This is a genomic window from Novipirellula sp. (assembly GCF_041583735.1).
Lineage (GTDB): Bacteria > Planctomycetota > Planctomycetia > Pirellulales > Pirellulaceae > Novipirellula.
On record NZ_JBFHFD010000087.1, the window covers coordinates 1 to 18663 of the forward strand.

An 18663-nucleotide genomic window follows, 5' to 3' on the forward strand; every position below is an offset into this window, starting at 1 on the left:
AGGGTGCCGCCCGGGCCGCGACGCAAGAAATCGAATCCCTCGATTCGATCACAGGTCCGGTTGTACGGCTTAGAGTGAAGGATTAACGCCCCCCCGGGTTCCTTTGCTCAGGTTTTTGCCATGTTCGCTCATGAATCGCTGTCCTTTGCCCTATCGGGGGCTACGATTCCGTAGCGGTTTCTCCATGCGCTTTTGACCCCGTCCGGTAGCCCCACGCTGAGGATGCGGTCGCCGTAGGAACAACCGTTATGACCGTGTTGACCGTCACGCGACGATTCAACCGACCACGGCAATTTGATCCCGGGCAGATGGGCATCCATGATTCACGTACAACATCTCACAAAGACCTACGACGATCTCAATCGTGGTCGCTTTATCGCCGTCGACCGTGTTTCCTTCACGGTCGCGCCCGGAGAAATCTTTGGGCTGCTAGGGCCCAACGGCGCTGGCAAAACCACCGTGCTTCGCATCTTGAGCACCGTGTTGAGCCCGACCTCGGGTATCGCAAACGTCGCCGGTCATGACGTCGTGCAGGATCCCGCCGAAGTGCGGCGACGCATCGGATTCGTCAGCAACAACACCGCGATGTACGACCGCATGACCGCCTGGGAAATGGTCGGCTACTTTGGTCGTTTGCACGGCATGTCTCGTGACGAGCTTCGTGAACGACTCGAGACGTTATTCACTCAATTGCGAATGAACGATTTTCGTGATGTCCCGGGCGCGAAGATGTCGACCGGCATGAAGCAAAAAGTCTCGATCGCCCGCGCCTTGGTCCACAACCCTCCGGTGTTGGTTTTTGACGAAGCCACGCTGGGGCTCGATGTCATGGTGGCTCGCAACCTGTTGGCGATCGTGCGGGATTTGCGTGACGCCGGCAAGTGTTTGATTTTCTCGACCCACATCATGAGCGAGGTCGAAAAGCTGTGCGACCGAATTGCGATCATGCACCAAGGCCGGATCCTCGACAGCGGCACACTGGAAAGCCTACGCCAACGCCATGGACAAGAAGACTTTGAAGAAGTTTTCTTTGACCTGCTTAGCCGACATGAACAAGGGGACGCGGACGTGCAAGGACTCGCAATCTCAGGAGCATTCGCATGAACCTCTCTGCAAAACAGAAGCGACAAGCCGCTGCAAACGCCGATAAATTACGCTGGTCCTCGGTCTGGCTGATCTATGCTCGCGAAATGCGAGACCAACTGCGAGACCGCCGAACGTTGTTTACGATCGCGGTTTTGCCGGTACTGCTTTACCCGTTGGTCGGAACGCTGCTGTTGCAGATGGTTCAGTTCACCCAACAACACTCTACCAGTGTGTGTGTGATCGGCACCGACCATTTGATAGGCGTCCCCGCTTTGGTCGGCGAAGATTGCTTTGCCGAAACCCTGGTTCCCGCCGACGACCCACTGCAAGTGGTGACGTATCCTTGGGACGACATAAACTCGCGTCGCAGCGTTCCCGAGCGAGCCGAAGATTGGGTGAGTAGCGGGATGTTCGATGTCGTGGTCATCGTGCCACCGCAATTCAAGCAGCCCGAAGAGCGACTAAAGAATGACGAAGCGGCGATCCAATTGCTCTACAATGTGGCCTCGGATCAATCGATGGTTGCCCGCGAACGCGTTGCAAAAATCTTGGGAACCTGGCGATCGGGTTGGATCAACGAGCGATTGACAGAATCCGGCATCGACATGATGTCGCTCGAACTATTCCAGCTCAACGATATCGATATCGCACCGGCCAGTACTCGCGAGGCGGCGCTGTGGAGCAAACTGCTGCCGTTTATCATGTTGATTTGGGCGATGACGGGTGCGTTTTACCCGGCGATCGATTTGGTCGCTGGCGAAAAAGAACGTGGCACGCTGGAGACGCTATTGTGCAGCCCGGCACTTCGCTCGGAAATTGTCGCTGGCAAACTTGCCGCCGTGACGACCTTCAGTATGCTGACCGCGATCCTGAACGCCGGTAGCATGTTGGTGACCAGCTCGTTCGTGATCGGACAAATCAGCTTTGGAGGCGGTGCAGGCGCGATCGGGGCGCCGCCGATTGGCCCGATGCTGTGGTTGCTGGTTGCACTCGTGCCGTTGTCGACGCTGTTTAGTGCATTGGCACTCGCGGTCGCTGCGATGGCGCGAAGCAGTAAAGAAGGCCAATACTATTTGATGCCGCTGATGATGGTCACGTTGCCGCTAGTGATGTTACCGATGTTGCCCGGCACGACATTGACGGTCGGCACCAGTTTGATTCCCGTCACGGGAATGTTTTTGATGGTCCGTGCGTTGGTCGAAGGCCAATACGGAATCGCGCTTTGGCATTTGCCGATGGTGGCCGGCGTCACGGTCACATGTCTGTGGATGGCGTCACGTTGGGCGCTGAAACAATTTGATGATGAATCGGTACTGTTCGGCAGCAACGAGCAATGGGAACTGCGGCAATGGGTCCGGCATCTGTGGCGTGACCGTCAAATTGCGGCGACCCCAAGTCAAGCGGTTGCCTGTGGTGCTGCGATCCTGGTCGCATTGTTCTTTGGCAAACTAGCGGTGACTGAAATGCCGACGACGTTTTCGGGCATCAGCAAATTAGTACTGATGCCGCAGCTTGGTTTGATCCTGGCGCCGACTCTACTAATGGCAACCGTGCTGACGACATCACTACGAAAAAGCCTGCGGATTCGCATGCCGCACTGGACGACGCTGCCGTTGGGCGTGCTGCTGGGCTGTACGCTGCATCCGACCTACGTGATGTTGGCGTCATGGATTAGCCACATGTACCCGGTCAGCGAGCAAGCGATGGCGTCGATGAAGCCATTTGCTGACCAAATCGCCGCCGCCCCCTGGGTTTCGGTCGTGTTACTCATGGCACTAGTACCAGCAATTTGCGAAGAGCTTGCTTTCCGCGGCTTTATCTTTGGCGGCTTGGAACGCCAAGGTGGCCGACTGCGTGCGGTGGTCGTCACCGCGATCCTGTTTGGGATCTCGCATGGGGTTTTACAGCAATCGATCGCCGCCACCGTGATGGGATTGATGCTGGGATGGATCGCACTGAGAACCGGGTCCGTTTTACCAGGCATCTTGATTCACTTCACCAACAATGCGTTGTCGGTATCGCTGCAGCGGATCACCGAAAGCAGTTGGGGTGGCGCATCGATCTTTTTGCGAACGACCGAGCAAGGCCCCGAGTACCAACCGTTTTGGATTGTGATCAGCATGGGCATCGCCGTCACCTGCCTGCTGTATTTTGGATCACTGCGAAGTGCAGACGAAGAAATCGAAGCGGATCAAATCCACACCGATGAACCGATTGTCGATCCGACCACAAGTTTCGCGGGCGCGTAGTGCGACCGTCCGCGTTTCTTACCGCAGAGCGCCAGCGAGGATCACATTCGCGTGTCGTGAATCAATTCACGAGCCCCACGACTCGCCAAGCTTTCGCTCGCCTGGTCAGCGAGCGTTTTTGCACACGATTCCCATTGCGAGGGATCAAATGCAATCGATCGGCTTTCGTCCAACCGCTGCGTTCCATCGGTCGACAACACCACCGCATCGAGCAAAAGCACGCCATCGTTGATTTGGGCGTAGGCGGCAATCGGTGCCAGACATCCTCCGTTGAGCGACGCTAACAAAGTTCGCTCGACCGTCACGGTGGCCCGCGAATGAACATGATTCAATGTTCCCACGATTCTCTGGATCGCTTCGGCATCTCGGTGCACTTCGATCGCGAGCGCCCCTTGGCCGGGTGCGGGTAACATCTGATCGAGCGGCAATTCGACGCGTGACACCTCGTCCATTTGCAAACGAGTCAAACCAGCCGATGCCAACATGATCGCGTCGTATTCGCCCACTCGCAGCTTTTCGAGCCGTGTTTGTACGTTGCCGCGAATCGGTTGGACATCCAGATCAGGGCGATGATGCCGCAATTGTGCCGCACGCCGACGGCTGCCGGTGCCGACCTTGGCTCCCTTGGGCAACGCCGCAATGGTCCACTTCGCATGGGACACCAAACAATCTTGGACCACCTCGCGCTGCGGCACTGCGGCCAGCACGAGGTTCGGATCGACTTCGGTCGGCAGGTCTTTTAGTGAATGGACCGCGATATCGGCTTCGTCATCCAAAATCGCTTGTTGAATTCGCTTGGTGAAAACGCCGACTTGCCGGCCCGATTCGATCGGACGCATATCGGTATCCCCACCGCTGACCATTGGTACCAATTTCGTGGCGAAACCCGCCGAATGAAGTAAACTAGCGACATGCTCGGCTTGCCACATCGCCAACGGGCTCTCACGCGTCGCGATCCGCAATAGTCGGTCCGCCGCAGTAGCGTCAGAACCCGCGTGAGTGGAAAGAGGGCCAGCCGATTGTGGGTCAGACAAGAGATCAACTTCCGTTGTGCGAAGTGAAGGAAAAAAACAGGAAAGCGGTGCAAAAACCTTGGCGCGGCGGAGTGACAACACAACTGGTGAGGAAACGCCGCAGAATCCTCACGAATCCTACCGAATCCTGCGGTTCTGGTCATCCATACAGGCACATCGGTCTACAAAAATGAGTTCCTTCGCCTAGAATTAGCGTTTCAATAGATGAGCCATATGGCTTCCCCCCCCAGCATAAACACTCCACCCAGTGCAGGGCAGCTGGTACCCCGCGATCTTTCCAGCAACTCTTTCGCTCCAAAGATACCTTGTCGTGCCTGAACCGTCCTCCTCCAAGCTGATTCCTCATGTAGACGAGCCGCCGACTTGTGATGGCGGTGGCGAGTCGAGCGGTGACTTTTCGGAACTCGATCTTTCCGGATCCGCTCTTTTTGACAGTTCGGGACACAAGGCTGCCACCGTAACCGAGGACCATTCGGAGCCGATGCCTGAGCAGCTTGGCGATTATGCCCTCAAGGAAAAACTCGGCAGCGGCGGCATGGGGCAGGTGTTTTTAGCCGAACATGTTCGCATGCAGCGGACCGTCGCGCTGAAAATGTTGCCCGGTCAATTGATGAAGGATCAACAGGCGGTCGATCGCTTCTATGAAGAGATCCGAGCTGCCTCGCGAGTGCTGCATCCGAATATCGTCGCAGCGTTTGATGCGGGCGAGGATCATGGTATCCATTACTTGGCAATGGAGTACGTCGATGGAATGACGTTAACCAATATGGTGGCCACCCGCGGTCCCTTGTCCGTCGGCGAAGCGGCATCGATCATCCGCCAAGCATCGATGGGACTACTGCATGCACACCGCGCGGGAATCATTCACCGAGATGTCAAACCGGGCAACATCATGCGATCCAAGGACGGCACGGTCAAAGTGCTCGACCTGGGACTCGCTCGCATTAGCACCGCAGGCTTGACCACGCGTCATCCGGCGGTGCTCGCAGCGCAAAAAGCAGACTCGGCCACTAAAGACATCGTCAATGCACGCCCAGCGAAAGGGCGTTTGGTCGGGACATTGTCCTTTATGTCGCCCGAGCAGCTCGAGGACGCGGACACCGCCGATTCACGAAGCGACATCTATTCGCTCGGCGCGACGATGTATTTCTTGCTGACCGGCCAACCCCCGTTTACCGGTGAATATCTCGAACAAGTTTATGGGCATCGCCACGGCGAGATTCCTGATTTAATGCAGGTCCGTCGCGATGTTGACATGCAGTTCGCCAACCTGTTTCGGCGAATGATGGCCAAGAAACCGCATGCACGCTACACGTCGCTTGACGAAGTGATCGAAGACCTTGGCGAATACGCAGACAAAACCAATGAACCGCAATGGTTAGCTGAATTTGCCCTCCGTCAACCGATCGGGGAAGGTTCCACGTTTGTGGGCGGATCGACATCGGCCCATATCGCCAACGTGTTGGCGTTTGATATGGGGATGTTTTATGCTGCCGCCGCCGAAGCTTCGCCACAGGGCGGGGTCAATACGCTGTACGCCGGAGGCGAAAAACGCCCGTTGTTTCGCATGTCGATCGGCAGCGATGCGAACCAATTGTTCTTTGGTGACGAGGCGATGAAGCGGCGAGCGACTCATTCCAAGAGTCTGGTGCATTGTCTGCCCATGTATATCGGCAAACAATTTGTCGAACGGCCGATCGCAGGCCAAAAATGTCCTCCCGAAGTGCTGCTCGCATTGTTGCTAAAACGACTTGCGCGAAATGCATGGCATCTCGAAGGCACGCCTGCCGCGGTCGCGATCACGGTTCCCTCCAGCTACGATCAGCTCCATCGCCAAAGCATCCTGCAGGCGGCGCAAATGGCGGGACTAAAAACGGTTCGTTTGATTGACCGCAGTGTCGCGGCGGCCCAGTCGCTGTTGTTGCCGCCCGTGGCAGAATCCGCACGAAGCGAAGTGGCGATGACTTCGCTCGATACCAGCACGGACCAAAACATTTTGTTCCTGGGGTTGACCGGACAAGGCACTGACGCTGCCGTATTTCATCGCGACGCGAGCCGTATGAAACAAATTTCGACCGCGGGACATTGGCACACCGGCACGCTGCCGTGGATGCAGCGATTGGTCGATATGGCAGCGGCCACCTTCCAAAAAAATCATGGAGTCGACCCCCGTAAATCGACCCAAGCGCCACGTCTGCAAATCGCTTGTGAAACCGCAATGCACTCATTGATGTTGATGCCCACCACAAAGGTGACGCTCGAGATTGGCGGCGTCGAGCAAACCGTCACGTTGGTTCGGTCCGAATGGCTGCAGGCGTGCGAGGATTTGGTCGATGGCGTTCGTAAAGCAATCAAGTCGGCGTGCCACTATGCATCGCTATCGCGAAAACGGATCGATCGAATCGTCACGCTGGGGCCGCTCTTGCGATTGAATGAGATTCGCAGCGAGATCCTGCGAGGACTCAACGAACAGATCGTGGTGCAAGTAGTCGACCGAACCGATGTCGCTCGAGGCGCAGCGGCTTGTTTGGCGAGTGAGCTGCCGGGACGTGGCAGCATCGCCATGCCGCCTCAATCGGTCACCAGCCAAACGATCGGCATTCTCGTGGAAGCCCCGCAAGGCCGCCGCCGCATCATGCCAATCGTCCCGCGTGGTACCGCGCTGCCCGCACGCACGAATCGCCGCTTGACCGTGGGGGACACCCAAGAAACGATGGCATTATCCCTCGTCGAAACCGCAGGGGTTAAACGTGACGATTGGCATTCCTTGGGACGCTATGACTTCAAAATCGATCCGGTCGCGCATGGTCAAGAGAGTCGCTATCGAATGATTGGATTCGAAGTCAACGTCAACGGCATGTTGATCGTTCGCGCACAAACGCCGGGAATGCCCGGCAGCACCCGACTCGGCACCCTGCCCAAACCGATGCTGAGCGAAGAAGAGATCGCCACCTGGACCCGCTGGGTCGACAAGTTCGATTGACCCGCTGCGTCAAGCCAAGCTACTGATACCGCATTGCTACCGAAACAGCCTTGCTACGGAAGCAACATTGCTACCAGCATACCGAGAGCGGTTGCAAACACGACGGTCAATGACAAACTGATCGCGTGCAGTATCCAGTAACCGAGTCCGCGGATGCCTCGCGACGCCAGCAAGTAAATCAGCGACGCCAGCGGCCAAGTCAGAAAAAAGACAAATTGAAGACTCCAGGGACGTGGCCGCGACCGCAGATGCGAATCGATCCAAAACCACATGGTCGCTGAGGTGGCAAACCCCAGAGCACACAACAGGCCTAGCAGCCCATTGGTCTGGGTGACAGCTTGCATTGCCCCCGAACACCCCGCCATCACGTAAAGTGCGACCACGGCAAACCGGCGATAGACAATCCGGCTGTGATGAAGTGACGCCACTGGATTTGCTGCGATAGCCATCCGATTAATCTCCCAAAGATCAAGGGAAACGACGCGAGACACGTCAGCGAGTCATTGTAACAAGCCGCCCAAGCAGCCGCTTTGTAAGAAAGTGGGCGTCGATGATTGCCCCCACTGAACAAAGCGTCGTCAATCCGACAACACCGCTGTACTCAAAACGACCACACGCCAAGCAAGTCCTATGGTCTTACATCGATCACGCCGTGATTTTCTAGCGGCGAACGCAATGCATAAAGTGTTTTAAATGAATGACTTAGGACACACCGAAAAATTCTCGCTCAAAAAAGTTTCATGATCATGTTTCACGGCACGATCGTAGCATCTAAAGACGGATGAGATCTTGAGTCGGGGTTTGACTTGAGAGAGAAACAATTTTGGGGAGTTCGAAGAAGATGATTTCAATCACAAAATGGATCGCGGTTCCCGCAATCGCAGCCTGTTTTGCCCTTGCTGCGGACACCTCAACTGCGGAAGCCGGCAATGGATTCTTGCGGGTTGGGGGTCTACACATCTCTCTAGGGGGAAGTGGATACGGCCATGGGCACTATCAACATTACACGCCGCGTTACGGCAGCTCGTACCGCTCGTACTATGGTGGGCATCGATATGGTGGTTACGGTCATGGCCATGGTCACGGCTATTACCACGACACCAGCCACTGGGATTACCATCCCACGGAAATAATCCGTCATGGCAACCACTATCACGTCCAACCGGGGCATTACGATTGGCACCAAACCGGTCACTGGCACCACTAGTGCTGGCACCACTAGTGCCTCCATCAAACATCAAAAGACCACGAAAAAACGGCACACCTGAAAGGGCGTGCCGTTTTTTAATGCTTTAATTTCTGGCTGCTGACTACCAAGGTCCGCGGACGTAGTAGACGCCAAATTGATCGGTGTGACTTGGCCAACCGGGAGTCGCATAGAAGCTGCCGGGGGCTGCGGCACCAGGATAATTTGCACTACGTCCGTACTGGTGATGCACGGGATACATCAAATTTTGGCTGACGCCCCACGACAAGGTTTGCCGCATGTGGGCGGTTGGTGGCACGACGAGAGCCAAGGGCTGGCCATAGTTTTGATGGTAGTAAGGGCCGTGCCAGGGGCGATCCATGGCAAAGTTTTGATTCCAAATATGAGTCACGGCGTAGGGATCCCCTGCGGTCGCATTACTTTGAACTGCGCCACAAAGGGTCGCCACTAAACCAGCAGCAAGGACAAGTCGTTGAATCATGATTCATTCCCAAAAGTAGGAGGTGCGAGTGTCGGGCTGTGTGTTTTCTCGGCAGCCCCCCAAAAATCGTTAGCGAGGAATCCGCAGATAGTTCCAATAAACATTGCTGGCCGCTTGTTTGACGGGCGGGTACCAATAGCTGGCTCGCGTGCGGTTCATTCCTCGTCCATTGTCATAATAGTTGTGGAATCGATCCTTGTGCGCGTAAAGCATTTCTTGCGGGTAAAACGGCTGATACGTGTAGAAGGTATGCCCGACATTCGGCGGTACCGGCACAGGTGACAGGTACATTTGAGCGTTAGCCCGGTTTGCATTGCCCTGGGTATAATAGTTGTAAAACAGGTCAGGAGTGCCGTACTGACGCTGGATCCCCACCCCACCGACGTAGCCGTCGCTGCTGACGATATCGCCCGCGTATTGAGTGTTTCCACCGACTTGAGTATTTCCACCGACCACTTCGTCGCTGACGACATGGGAGCTGACGATGCGTTCACCGCGGCCAAAGTGTTGGGCGGAAGCCGTTTGGTTCATGACCGCGACCATGGCAAGTGACGCCATGGCTGCGATTCCGAGCATGGTTTGACGTTTCATCCTACGGTTCCTCCGACGAACCCAATCTAATTTTCACGTGCGGTAGCCCAGGACAAACTCGACGAGGGCCAATGGGGGGTCTGGCAATGCAACTCATTTCCAGAAAGATTCCTACGTCATTGTAATTCGGGCTAAATCCCCTGGCTTCGTGATTTTTTGCTCACTTGCTCGCCCAGCTTCGCGTGATCAGCGGTTTCGCTGCGATGGCTTTGATCGCTATAACCCCTTTACCGGTGCAGAATCTTCCGAGATTGCCCTATCGAGCGAATCCGCTGTAAAGCGTACAAATTACGCAGGTTGACTAGGCAAGAATGCCGAAGAAGAAGCAGCGATCGAACTTCCGGATCGATCTTCCCGACGGCTGGCGGTTGCCGTTAAACAGAGAAATTCAACTCCGATTCGAAAATCCGCAGGACTGACCAAAAGGACTTCAAGGCGTGGCCAAACGGCAAAAACGAAACTCATCTTCGCAATCCAGCCGAAAAGGCACTTCCAGAAACAACGGCGAAAGCAACGGATCTCTGTTTGACGCGGTCGATGACCAATTGCTGACGTCGATCCCGCTGCGGCAAGCCGCGCAATCACGGTACCTCAACTATTCGTTGTCGGTGATCACCAGCCGGGCGTTGCCGGACGTGCGTGATGGGCTGAAGCCGGTCCAGCGGCGAATCCTGTACACGATGAACCAACAAGGTCTCAACGCGACCGCGAAGCACCGAAAATGTGCCAAGGTCGTCGGGGACGTGATGGGTAATTACCATCCCCACGGTGACAGTTCGATCTATGAAGCCTTGGTGCGGATGGCGCAAGCGTTCTCGCTTCGCATGCCGCTGATCGACGGCAGCGGAAACTTCGGCAGCGTCGACGGCGACAATGCAGCGGCGATGCGGTACACCGAGTGCCGCATGACACCGATCGCCAATGAGGTGCTGGCCGACTTGGGCACCCGCACGGTCGCCTTCAAACCCAACTATGACGGCAGCCGCGAAGAACCGGTTGTCTTGCCCAGTCGCGTACCGAACTTGTTGGTCAACGGCGCCACGGGAATCGCCGTCGGGATGGCGACGAACATTCCGCCACACAACTTGAAAGAGGTTTGCCAGGCGCTGCTGAAACTGCTTCGCGATCCCGAGATCAAAGACTACCAACTCGTCGCCAACGATGCGGTGCAAGGCCCCGACTTTCCCACCGGCGGCGAGATTACCAATACCAAGGAAGAGCTCCGCGAGATCTACAGCACCGGTCAAGGCACGATCAAGCTGCGTGGCACCGCCGAGCTGAACACAAAAACCAAAGGCAGTCCGGTACTGCAGATCACCTCGATTCCGTTCGGGGTAAACAAGTCAGCATTGGTCGAGCGGATCAACGAGATCATCTACTCGGGCAAGTTGCCGTTGGTGATCGAAGCACGCGATTTGTCAACGGACGAGATTCGCGTCGACTTGATGTTGAAAAAAGGGGCCGACGAAAACAAAGTCCTCGCCTACTTGTATCGGCACACCGATTTCCAAAAGAACTTTAACGTCAACATGACGTGCCTGGGTCCCACCGAAAATCCAGAGGTGGGCGCCCCTAATCGCTTGGGACTCAAGGAGATGCTTTGGCACTTCTTGCACTTCCGATTGGAAGTTTTAACCAAGCGGCTCGAGAACGAACTGAACGCGCTGCTGCGGCGGATTCATATTCTCGAAGGCTACGCACTGATCTTTGATGCATTGGACGAGATCATCCGGATCATCCGAAAATCCGAAGGCAAAGCCGACGCCGCCATGAAAATCATGAAGCGGTTTCCCGCAGCCAAAGGGGGGCTTGATGAAGAGCAAACCGACGCGATCTTGGAACTGAAATTATATCGTTTGGCCCGGCTCGAGATCGATTTGATCATGAACGAGTTAAAGGACAAGCGAAAACGAGCCAATGAGATCAAGAAGCTGCTGGACGAAGATTCGAAAGACAACTACCAATCGGGACGCTGGACGATCGTCCGCACCGAGATTGAATCGTTGATTGACGCTTACAACAAAGACCCGTTTGCGAGACGACAATCCAAGATCAACACCGTCGCCGAAGAAATCGAGTACGCCGCCGAAGACTTTATTGTCGCCGAAGATTGCCACGTCATGGTGACCAAAGACGGTTGGGTGAAACGGCAAAAACAGATTGCCGATCCGAGCAAGAGTCGGCTGCGTCAGGGCGACGAAGTGCTGACCTGCGTTTCGGGTAACACGGTTTCGTCGATAGGATTTTTCTCGTCGCTTGGTGTCTGTTACACCACCCGCATGATCGACATTCCCGCGTCGACGGGGTTTGGCGAACCGATCCAAAAGTTGTTCAAACTGAAGGATGGCGAACACATCATTGCGGCGATGTCGTTTGACCCACGCGTGATTGGCGACATTCAAGAGGACCCGAAAAAGCCAGAGTTGTGTCCCCACACCCATGCCTTCGCGGCGAGTTCCAATGGATTCGCGCTTCGCTTTGGCTTGGCCGGTTTTGCCGAACCGTCCACGCGAAGCGGTCGCCGGTTTGCTCGGGTGGCCCCCGGGGCGTCGATCATCGACGTCGTGGCGATCCACGGCAGCGAAGTGATCCTCGCCGTTTCGGAAAACTGTCGAGCGATGGTCTGTGCTGCCGAAGAAATCAATTACTTGTCCGGTGCGGGCAAGGGAGTCACATTGATCCGCTTGTCGAGCGACGACCGATTGCTCGGCTTCAAACCCTCGACTGGCGATCGGGATCTGATGACGGTTCAAACCAATCGAGGAGCGAAGAAGACGATCTCGACGGCCAAATACCGCGTCACCTCGCGCGGCGGCCGTGGCACCGAGATTCAAAAGAACGGCAAGATTGCCGAGATCGTAACTCCTCCACCCGCTGCACCTGAAACGTTCGACGAAAACTGAATATGAGTACTGCAACCAAAACTTACAGTGCGAAGGATATCGTTGCCCTCGAAGGTCTCGATCCTGTTCGCAAACGTCCCGGCATGTACATCGGCGGCGTGGGGATGGCCGGACTTCACCATTTGATTTGGGAAGTCGTGGACAACTCGGTCGACGAAGCGATGAACGGTCACGCTACCGAAATCACCGTCACACTGCACAAAGATGGCTCGAGTGTGACCGTTAGCGACAACGGCCGCGGTATCCCCGTGGACAAACATCCCAAAACCAAAAAACCAGCACTCGAAATGGTGCTGACGGTGCTGCACGCAGGCGGCAAATTTGACGGCGAGAACTACAAAACCGCAGGCGGGTTGCACGGGGTCGGTGCGTCGGTCGTCAACGCGTTGTCCAAAGAACTGACCGCCGTGGTCCGTCGCGACGGCGCCCAGTACCGGATGATCTTCGAGCGAGGCGTTGCCAAGACGGGACTGCAAAAGTTGAAAGGAGCCGTTCGTGGCACCGGAACCACGATCACGTTTAGCCCCGATCCCACAATTTTCCCCAAAGTCGATTTCGATAGCGAAACCATTCGCACTCGCTTAGAAACCGCCAGCTTCCTGCATCGCGGCGTCAAGGTCACCTACATTGACGAAGTCGCGAGCAGCAAGGTTACGTACCTGCACGAACAGGGAATCGTCGATTATTTGGTCAAGGTGCTGAAGGATCGTTCGGCGCGTCCGATACACGAATCGCCCTTCACGCTGCGAAAAGACGACGACATTCGTATGGAATTGACACTGCAGTGGACTGAATCGACCGACGAACATGTCCGCAGCTACGTCAATGGGATTCCTACGGGCAACGGCGGTACACACGAGAACGGATTCCGTAGCGGGCTGAACAAAGCGGTGCGTAATTACATCGACACGCACAGTTTGACGCCACGCGGTGTAAAGATCTCGCATGAAGACATCCGTGAAGGGATGGTTGCGATCGTGTCGATCTTTATCGCGGAACCCCAATTTCAAGGGCAAACCAAAGACCGATTGAACAACCCCGAAGTCCAACCGTTGGCCGAAGCGGCGATCCGACCCGCGTTGGAACAGTGGATGAACAACAATCGTTCGATCGCCGATTCGATCATCGCTCGCATCATCGCCGCGGCGAGGGCACGCGCGGCATCGCGAGCCGCTTCAGACGCGGTCTCGCGTAAAGGCGGCGCCAAACGGACGATGTTGCCTGGCAAGCTGAGTGATTGCTTGGCGAGCGGAAAAGGCAACTCAGAGCTGTTCATCGTCGAAGGTGACTCTGCAGGCGGAAGTGCCAAACAGGGTCGTGATCGAAACAATCAAGCGATCCTGCCGCTGCGGGGAAAGGTGCTGAACACCGAGAGCGCAACGCTGAAAAAGATCGTCGAGAACAAAGAAATTCAAGACATGGTTGCCTCACTGGGATGTGGTATCGGTCCGAACCTAAACCTGTCAGCGCTGCGTTACCAAAAGATCATCCTGCTGGCTGATGCCGACTCTGATGGACATCACATCACCACGCTGTTATTGACCTTCTTTTATCGGCATATGCCCGCGTTGATTGCCGACGGTCACCTGTTCATCGCCGTTCCACCGCTGTATCGCATTGATATCGGCAAAGAAACCTATTGGGCGAACGACGAAGAGCATCGCGAGCAGATTTTGGCCGAGCATGCCAAGCGGGCCAAACCCGAGATCACTCGATTTAAAGGTCTCGGCGAAATGATGCCCAAAGTCCTTTGGGAAACAACGCTGAACCCCAAGACACGTCGTTTGCTAAAAGTCGAGGTGGACGATCAACTTGAGACCGATCGAGTGATCAGCGACTTGATGGGACGCGATGCATCCGCTCGTTTCCGATTTATCATGGAACGCGCCGAAGACGCCGAAGAAATCGACGTGTAACAAAATTTCGGCTTAGCGTTACCGCCAGGCGGCACGCGGTGTGCCGCTAGCAGTCGATGCTTAGCCCGATAAATCTTTTCACCGGCCATTGACGGGTTCCCGTCAACGATTCCTGCTCGGCATCGTCGTATGGAATCTACCGCAGCCTGGCGGTGCGGCGGCGGCGATGCCCATTAAGAGGGTGAGAGGTTCGTGAAACACGCCTCCAGATGTTTCGTTCATGATGTTTCGTTGATCGTAGCATCACGTGTTTCAACATGTCGCAGATCGAACCATCCGCGACCGTCAAGGAGTTGCTTGACGACGAATCGATCCTAAGTCAGGACGCAGCATCAATCTTGCTGCGATTGCCTCGTTTGACACCCTACCATCCAGGAGCAATCTCGATGTTCAAGAAAATATTATTTGCTGGCGTCTTCGTTCTCGCCGGTGTCGTGATGACAAGTAGCGCGGATGCGGCCCACGGTCGCTATTCTCGGCACAGCGGGCACCATCACGGCAGCCACCACCGTGGTCACCATGGCGTCCATCACAGCTACCGCGCTCCGGTGCACCATGGACACCACCACGGGTCTCATTACCGGGCTCCGTATCGATCGTATTACGGTGGTGGCTACGGCTACCCGTCCTACGGACGTTACGGAAGCTATGGAGGCTACGGTTATCGTGGCGGATCGGGCATCTCGATCGGCCGCGGCGGCTTCTCGCTGTACCTAGGCCGCTAAATCGCTCGCGCGTGATGCACGCCGGCTAGAAGACGGTGTCTGTGAGCGGATTTCCACCTATCCGGCAGCTTCAACCGATGGCATCGGACATCTGCCGGATCGCTGCGACCACGGCATCGATCTCTTCACGCGTCGTAGCCGCTGATCCACTGATCCGTAGCGTCCCGCCCGGTGCACTGCCGATTGGATCGTGGATCAATGCCGCACAGTGCAAACCGGCTCGCGTTTCGATTGAAAATTGAGCATCTAAAATCGCCGACAAGTCCGTCGGCTGGAAACCATCGATCGCGAGACTGACGATCGGTAATCGCCCCGGTTTGCCAAATACGCGGATCGAATCGATCGCCCGGAGCCCCTCGCTTAATTGCTGGGCGACCGATTGCAGCGTCTCGCTATAGACCGCCTCGTCGCGGGCAGCGATCTGTTTGATTGCCACATCCCAGCCGGCGATCGCTGCGATGTTCAAATTGCCCGGCTCTAGCTTCGCTGGCATTGTCGTTGGCATCTCCAGCGACTCGGATTGGCTGCCAGTGCCACCAAACACGCTGGCGTTGATTTTATCGTGCCAGGCAGGCGAGACATACAAAAACCCCGTTCCTTGCGGTCCCCCACCGCCCTTGTGTCCCGGTGCCGCCAACAGATCAATTCCGCATGCTTGCACATCGATCGGTAGATAGCCAAACGTTTGAGCCGCGTCGCACAAAAAGGCAGCGGAGTGGGTTGCCGAGCTACGACTTCGCAATCCGCAGCCAATCGCTTGTATCGGTTGCTCGGCGCCGGTCACGTTGCTTGCCGACGTGACCGCCACCAAGCGAGTCGCATCGGTAACGGCATCAAGCACGTCGTCGGCACTTACCAAGCCATCACGATCGCAGTCGACGATTTTGAGAGTGACATCACGAGTCGCGGCAAGATGCGAAAGCGGTCGCAGCACGCTGTTGTGTTCCGCAGCCGTGGTCACGACATGGTCCCCATCGCGAACGACACCCGCGATCGCCGCGTTGATCGCCTGAGTCCCGTTACTGAAAAACGCGATCCCCTCGGCCGCTGGACTTCCGATCAAACGCGAGATTCCAAGCCGAGCCGAACGAAGGATCGCGTCCGCCCGGTTCGCCGATTGATATTGGCCACGTCCCGACGCAGCACCACAATCGCGAGCATAACGATCCATTGCATCAAGCACGTCTGAATGCTTCGGCCACGATGTCGCTGCGTGATCCAGATAGATTCGGCTAGGCGACATCATGAATCATCCCTCACTTCGTGTTCCTCCGCTGCTGAATCCGTCGGGTGTACCCACAGAGTCGTGCCATCAGTGAACGTTTCACGTTTCCAAATCGGCACATCGGTTTTGATTTGGTCCATCAACCAGGGCAGCGCGGCGAACGCTTGTTTACGATGAGCGCTGCTGCAACCGAGCACCACGCTCGCTTCGCCCACTGGGACTTCACCCAGCCGATGAATAATGACGATTTTGCTCAAACGAAACCGCTCGATTGCTTCGCTTGCCAATCGATTTAACTCCGCAAGCGCCATCGGTTGATGGGCTTCGTAAGACAGCAGGCTGGTGACGCGGTCACCAGTGATTCGCCGCGTCACTCCGTAGAACCACGCGTGGGCTCCGACATCAGGATCGGCGATTTTTGGCAAAAGCGGCCCATAATCGATCGGATCCTCGGTCAAATTAACGTAACAGTCCGACATCACGATCAACCGCCACTGACCGGTGGAATGATCGCTATTTCTTGTGCCGTCCCAAGCGGCTGAGTGTTTGCCACATAACGGTTATCCAGCGCTACTCGGCACGATGCCAGCAGCGTTTGCGTGGCCGGGACACGCTGAGCGACTTCGCGGAGCACGTCGGCAGCAGTCGCGTCGTTCGCCACGTCAATGAGAAGCGAATCGGTATCCGCGGCATCACGGATGGCGGCAAACAAAAGGATCTCGCGCTGCATAGAGCTAACGTGCGTGTTGGTGAAGCGGTTTTGCATCAAGGGCGTATGCATCAAGGGCGACAGTGCCGATGCACCATGGCCGCCGTTAAATCGGAAACAAAGTCGATGTCATGAGCATGCTGGGACAACAAATGATCCGCCCCGTCAAGCGAAACCAAAGAACACAACGGTTTGCTCAGCGCGGGATCGGAATTTTCCGTCTCGGAGTTTTCCGTTTGGTTGATCAGCGACATAATCCGCAGTGCATGATCGAAACCGACAGTTTGGTCCACGGGTGAATGCATGACCATCGTGGGAATGCGAATGTTGGCAATCAAATCAGGCAGACGATGACGGCGAAAATCATCGACCATTTGCGAATCGATCTGCCATCGGTAGCCACCGATCGAAACTTCGCCTTCGCCGTCCTTCTCGATCGCGGGGTTCATTCGCAACAGCAGCGAGGCAAGATGAGACGTGTCGCTTGGTGCCGCCAACGCGATCACGCAGCCGAGTTTTTTTTCCGCAGCCAGGGAACTGTCCGGGGACAGGTGCGATGAGCATTCACTGGCGACGGCCAACGACGCCGCCCCACCGAAACTGTGTCCCATCAACGCATGTACGTCGCCTACTTCGGAATCCGCAAACGCGATCGCCGCCTTCAAGTCGGCCACATTGGTGGAAAAGTTTGTCTGCGAGAAGTCACCGCTGCTGCCGCCGAGGCCGGTCATGTCATAGCGAAGCACTGCGATGCCTCGCTGAGCGAGGGCTCGCGAGATTCGCACGATCGCCTTTAAGTCTTTGTTGCAAGTGAAACAATGACTCAGCACCAGCACGGGCAGGGCGGCGGTGGTATCGGGTCGGTCGATGATGCCCGCTAATTCAAACCCCGCGCCGCCCGCGAATTTGACACGATAGGATTTGCGACTCATTGCTTAGTTCGTGTTGGGTGCGGTGATGCGACCGCCACGGAATGCTTCGGCCATCGCCATCGGCACCTTGGCTTCGGCCAAAACCAACTGCGATCGATTCTCGGCGACTTTGGCTTTCATTTGTTGCTCTTCGGCGATTGCTTCGGCACGTCGACGCTCAGCCTGGGCCCGTGCCACGCGTGTGTCCGCTTCGGCTTGATCGCTTTGCAATCGGGCACCGATGTTTTCGCCGACATCGATATCCGCAATATCGATTGAAACGATCTCGAACGCGGTTTGGGCATCTAGCCCACGCGACAGCACCACGCGAGTGATCATGTCAGGATTCTCGAGCACTTTGAAGTGGTCGGTGGTCGATCCGATCGAGCTAATGATGGCCTCGCCAACACGCGCGATCACGGTATCTTCGGTCGCTCCGCCGATCAATTGTTCGATATTGGTTCGCACGGTCACACGGGCTCGCACCCGAAGTTCGATGCCGTTCTTGGTGATCGCACTGAGCGTGGTCTTTCCGGTTCGACTCGGGTCGGGGCAATCGATGACTTTTGGATAAACACTCGTTTGCACCGCGTCCAGAACATCACGTCCGGCCAAATCGATTGCAGCGGCTTGGTCAAAATCC

Annotated in this window: 16 protein-coding genes; 7 read left to right on the forward strand and 9 right to left on the reverse strand. The window is 56.1% G+C overall.

The window, feature by feature from the left end; genetic code table 11:
- Window positions 1–318 precede the first annotated feature (318 nt).
- On the forward strand, window positions 319–1104 hold the full coding sequence (locus tag ABX962_RS09155) for an ATP-binding cassette domain-containing protein (RefSeq protein WP_372718678.1): 786 nt from the start codon (window positions 319–321) through the stop codon (window positions 1102–1104).
- Entirely contained in the window at window positions 1101–3335 is a 2235-nt protein-coding gene (locus ABX962_RS09160; RefSeq protein WP_372718680.1) for an ABC transporter permease subunit/CPBP intramembrane protease, read from the forward strand. The genes ABX962_RS09155 and ABX962_RS09160 overlap by 4 nt, the downstream gene beginning before the upstream one ends.
- 41 nt (window positions 3336–3376) lie before the next feature.
- Here the strand turns inward: ABX962_RS09160 and hemC are convergent, their stop codons facing one another.
- Window positions 3377–4369 (reverse strand): hydroxymethylbilane synthase, encoded by a 993-nt coding sequence (gene hemC / locus ABX962_RS09165; RefSeq protein WP_372718682.1) that lies wholly within the window; start codon window positions 4367–4369, stop codon window positions 3377–3379.
- Between the two features lie 310 nt (window positions 4370–4679).
- Here hemC and ABX962_RS09170 point away from each other — a divergent pair, with 310 nt between their 5' ends.
- Window positions 4680–7352 carry an Hsp70 family protein gene (locus ABX962_RS09170; RefSeq protein ID WP_372718684.1) on the forward strand — a complete coding sequence of 891 codons (2673 nt, stop codon included), beginning with the start codon at window positions 4680–4682 and terminating at the stop codon, window positions 7350–7352.
- Between the two features lie 53 nt (window positions 7353–7405).
- Here the strand turns inward: ABX962_RS09170 and ABX962_RS09175 are convergent, their stop codons facing one another.
- Window positions 7406–7801 (reverse strand): hypothetical protein, encoded by a 396-nt coding sequence (locus tag ABX962_RS09175; protein WP_372718686.1) that lies wholly within the window; start codon window positions 7799–7801, stop codon window positions 7406–7408.
- Between the two features lie 392 nt (window positions 7802–8193).
- Here ABX962_RS09175 and ABX962_RS09180 point away from each other — a divergent pair, with 392 nt between their 5' ends.
- Window positions 8194–8559 (forward strand): hypothetical protein, encoded by a 366-nt coding sequence (locus ABX962_RS09180; RefSeq protein WP_372718688.1) that lies wholly within the window; start codon window positions 8194–8196, stop codon window positions 8557–8559.
- Between the two features lie 103 nt (window positions 8560–8662).
- On the opposite strand, the gene ABX962_RS09185 is transcribed toward ABX962_RS09180, so the two are convergent.
- Complete coding sequence (locus ABX962_RS09185; protein ID WP_372718690.1) at window positions 8663–9040, reverse strand: hypothetical protein; 378 nt, start codon at window positions 9038–9040, stop codon at window positions 8663–8665.
- Window positions 9041–9109: 69 nt separating this feature from the next.
- Complete coding sequence (locus tag ABX962_RS09190) at window positions 9110–9631, reverse strand: hypothetical protein (protein ID WP_372718691.1); 522 nt, start codon at window positions 9629–9631, stop codon at window positions 9110–9112.
- Window positions 9632–10068: 437 nt separating this feature from the next.
- Here ABX962_RS09190 and ABX962_RS09195 point away from each other — a divergent pair, with 437 nt between their 5' ends.
- From ABX962_RS09195 to ABX962_RS09205, 3 genes are all read left to right on the forward strand, one after another.
- Window positions 10069–12534: a DNA topoisomerase (ATP-hydrolyzing) subunit A gene (locus ABX962_RS09195; protein WP_372718693.1), complete on the forward strand. Its 2466-nt coding sequence runs from the start codon at window positions 10069–10071 to the stop codon at window positions 12532–12534.
- A 2-nt stretch (window positions 12535–12536) separates the two neighbouring features.
- Window positions 12537–14450 carry a type IIA DNA topoisomerase subunit B gene (locus ABX962_RS09200; protein ID WP_372718695.1) on the forward strand — a complete coding sequence of 638 codons (1914 nt, stop codon included), beginning with the start codon at window positions 12537–12539 and terminating at the stop codon, window positions 14448–14450.
- 257 nt (window positions 14451–14707) lie between these two features.
- Window positions 14708–15175 carry a hypothetical protein gene (locus ABX962_RS09205; protein WP_372718697.1) on the forward strand — a complete coding sequence of 156 codons (468 nt, stop codon included), beginning with the start codon at window positions 14708–14710 and terminating at the stop codon, window positions 15173–15175.
- A gap of 70 nt (window positions 15176–15245) precedes the next feature.
- On the opposite strand, the gene ABX962_RS09210 is transcribed toward ABX962_RS09205, so the two are convergent.
- The 5 genes from ABX962_RS09210 to ABX962_RS09230 form a co-directional block, all read right to left on the reverse strand.
- Window positions 15246–16421, reverse strand: a complete 1176-nt coding sequence (locus ABX962_RS09210) for an aminotransferase class V-fold PLP-dependent enzyme (protein ID WP_372718699.1) — start codon at window positions 16419–16421, stop codon at window positions 15246–15248.
- Entirely contained in the window at window positions 16418–16879 is a 462-nt protein-coding gene (locus ABX962_RS09215; RefSeq protein WP_372718701.1) for a molybdenum cofactor biosynthesis protein MoaE, read from the reverse strand. Before ABX962_RS09215 ends, ABX962_RS09210 begins: the two co-directional genes overlap by 4 nt.
- Before the next feature lie 5 nt (window positions 16880–16884).
- Window positions 16885–17130, reverse strand: a complete 246-nt coding sequence (locus ABX962_RS09220; RefSeq protein ID WP_372718703.1) for a MoaD/ThiS family protein — start codon at window positions 17128–17130, stop codon at window positions 16885–16887.
- Window positions 17131–17180: 50 nt separating this feature from the next.
- Window positions 17181–18041 carry an alpha/beta hydrolase family protein gene (locus ABX962_RS09225; protein ID WP_372718705.1) on the reverse strand — a complete coding sequence of 287 codons (861 nt, stop codon included), beginning with the start codon at window positions 18039–18041 and terminating at the stop codon, window positions 17181–17183.
- A 3-nt stretch (window positions 18042–18044) separates the two neighbouring features.
- The coding region (locus ABX962_RS09230) for a flotillin-like FloA family protein (RefSeq protein ID WP_372718707.1) at window positions 18045–18663 on the reverse strand (619 nt) is incomplete at its 5' end.

What these genes read in the sequence shown, in the direction of transcription:
- ABX962_RS09155 (WP_372718678.1), top strand. Translation starts at nt 319, where the DNA reads ATGATTCACGTACAACATCTCACAAAGACCTACGACGATCTCAATCGT.
- ABX962_RS09160 (WP_372718680.1), top strand. Translation starts at nt 1,101, where the DNA reads ATGAACCTCTCTGCAAAACAGAAGCGACAAGCCGCTGCAAACGCCGAT.
- ABX962_RS09175 (WP_372718686.1), bottom strand. Translation starts at nt 7,801, where the DNA reads ATGGCTATCGCAGCAAATCCAGTGGCGTCACTTCATCACAGCCGGATT.
- ABX962_RS09180 (WP_372718688.1), top strand. Translation starts at nt 8,194, where the DNA reads ATGATTTCAATCACAAAATGGATCGCGGTTCCCGCAATCGCAGCCTGT.
- ABX962_RS09185 (WP_372718690.1), bottom strand. Translation starts at nt 9,040, where the DNA reads ATGATTCAACGACTTGTCCTTGCTGCTGGTTTAGTGGCGACCCTTTGT.
- ABX962_RS09190 (WP_372718691.1), bottom strand. Translation starts at nt 9,631, where the DNA reads ATGAAACGTCAAACCATGCTCGGAATCGCAGCCATGGCGTCACTTGCC.
- ABX962_RS09200 (WP_372718695.1), top strand. Translation starts at nt 12,537, where the DNA reads ATGAGTACTGCAACCAAAACTTACAGTGCGAAGGATATCGTTGCCCTC.
- ABX962_RS09205 (WP_372718697.1), top strand. Translation starts at nt 14,708, where the DNA reads ATGTCGCAGATCGAACCATCCGCGACCGTCAAGGAGTTGCTTGACGAC.
- ABX962_RS09210 (WP_372718699.1), bottom strand. Translation starts at nt 16,421, where the DNA reads ATGATGTCGCCTAGCCGAATCTATCTGGATCACGCAGCGACATCGTGG.
- ABX962_RS09215 (WP_372718701.1), bottom strand. Translation starts at nt 16,879, where the DNA reads ATGTCGGACTGTTACGTTAATTTGACCGAGGATCCGATCGATTATGGG.
- ABX962_RS09220 (WP_372718703.1), bottom strand. Translation starts at nt 17,130, where the DNA reads ATGCAGCGCGAGATCCTTTTGTTTGCCGCCATCCGTGATGCCGCGGAT.
- ABX962_RS09225 (WP_372718705.1), bottom strand. Translation starts at nt 18,041, where the DNA reads ATGAGTCGCAAATCCTATCGTGTCAAATTCGCGGGCGGCGCGGGGTTT.